This window comes from Streptomyces sp. NRRL S-118 (genome assembly GCF_000716335.1).
In the GTDB taxonomy this organism is placed as follows: Bacteria; Actinomycetota; Actinomycetes; order Streptomycetales; family Streptomycetaceae; genus Streptomyces.
This window is the reverse complement of sequence record NZ_KL591055.1, coordinates 1-1,608: the sequence shown is the minus strand read 5'-3', so window position 1 is coordinate 1,608 and position 1,608 is coordinate 1. Positions and strand designations below refer to the sequence as shown.

Genomic DNA, 1,608 nt, shown 5'->3' with positions numbered 1-1,608 from the left:
GAACGGCCCCGAAGACCACGGCGGCGACTTCGCGGCCGCGCTGCGCGCGGGGTACGCGTTGCTCACCGCGCACCGGGAACCGACCGGCGTGGCGATTGCTCTGGAGCACGCGGCGCGGATCGCCGAGGCGATCACCGCCGGAACCCTGCCCCAGGCCGAGGGACAGGCTCAGGTCCTGGCAGCCCTCAGCGCGGCGGGGACCCTCGACGCGGGAGCACATGGGGTTTGACCGGCTGCTGCGCCACCCCGTCCCCGTCCGCCGCCATGGGGGCGTGGCGGAAGGGCACGGTCGCGCTGGCCGTAGGGTCGAAGCCCACCCGTCACTGGGAGGCCGGGAACGAGGAGTCTGTCTTGTCCGCCCTCAGTGTTGCCCTGACCACCGCCATCGGAGCCGTGGCCGGCGCTGCAGCGCGCCCCGGGTCTTCGCCCGGTCAGTGCTGGCACCTGCGGCCGCACGCAGCAGCTGTCCGCACTGCGGCGGCGTCATCCTCGACCGCCGGCTGCCGGTCCTGCCCTCTCCGGGCGCTGTCCGGCATGCGCGAAGGCGATCGGTCCGCGCCCGCTCCTGCCGGAGGCGGCGGCCGCGATCGCCTTCGCCGCTATCGCCGTGGGCGGGGCGAGCGGCTGGTTCGCCGCCGCCCAGTACTGGGTGGCCGCGTGCGGGGTCGCGCTGGCGCTGATCGACATCGCCGTGCAACGGCTTCCCGACGTCCTCACCCTTCCTGCCTGCGGCGGGACGCTCTTCCTGCTCACCGCGGCCGCGCTGGCGGGTGAGACCGGAAGCCTGGGCCGCGCGGCGGCCGCTGCTGCCGTACTCACCACCGCCTTCCTCCTCATGGCGTTCACCGGCGCCATGGGGCTCGGAGACGTCAAACTCGCGCCGGCCATCGGGGCGCTCCTGGGTTGGAGCAGCTGGACGGTCCTGTTCTGGGGAGCAGCTGCGGGCTTCGTCGTCGGCGCCGTCTCGGAGGTGGCGCGGATGGCAGCCGGCCGCTCCCGCCGTACGCACGTCTCCTTCGGCCCCTATATGGTCATCGGTGCTCTTGCCTATTCTGTCGTCACTGCCTGATCGCAGGCCCTCAATATAAGAAATTCCCCTCGTTGGTAAGAGCTCCAGCGAAACTAGCCCCAGACTTCGCAGGTCACCGTTTCAGGTCTTGTGACTGGGGCTGACCGGCTACGGGGCTGCCTGGCGGAAGAGGGCCAGGAGGGCGTGCGTTGCGGGGTGCCCGCGTCGAAGAACTGCGTGGCCAGTGCGGGTGGCACGGCGGTTCCATGCATGCGGACTTCATGGCATCTGAAGCAGAACGCCGCCTCGAACAGCGCCAGGTCGAGAGTGTCCGCGTACGCCCGGACGCTCCACCCGGCGAAAAGCCGCAGCGGTGCTGCTCGCTGCCGGGCAAGCTCTCGATCAAGGCCAGGACGCTGTCTGCCTCGCTCCCGATCCAGTGGGCGCCCGCCCTGCCGGGATATGGGGTGCCCCGCATTGTCGGGAGTTCGGAGATCCTTACGACCTCCAGCAATGCAGCGGTGGCCACGGCTTCGGCGGGGAGCTGCATGTGCGTAGTCTGCCCGCGCCTAGGAGTTGTGGCGTCAAAGTGTCAGGCC

At 70.8% G+C, this 1,608-nt stretch carries 1 protein-coding gene and 1 pseudogene; both read left to right on the top strand.

Annotation, left to right across the window (positions count from 1 at the left end; all coding sequences use genetic code 11):
- Nucleotides 1–229, top strand: a pseudogene (locus IH00_RS0136450) (hypothetical protein); the annotation flags it as partial.
- A 378-nt stretch (nt 230–607) separates the two neighbouring features.
- The gene (locus tag IH00_RS0136445; RefSeq protein ID WP_052411924.1) at nt 608–1,069 is read left to right on the top strand and encodes a prepilin peptidase; all 462 of its coding nucleotides are present in this window, start codon (nt 608–610) and stop codon (nt 1,067–1,069) included.
- The last annotated feature ends 539 nt before the right edge of the window (nt 1,070–1,608 follow it).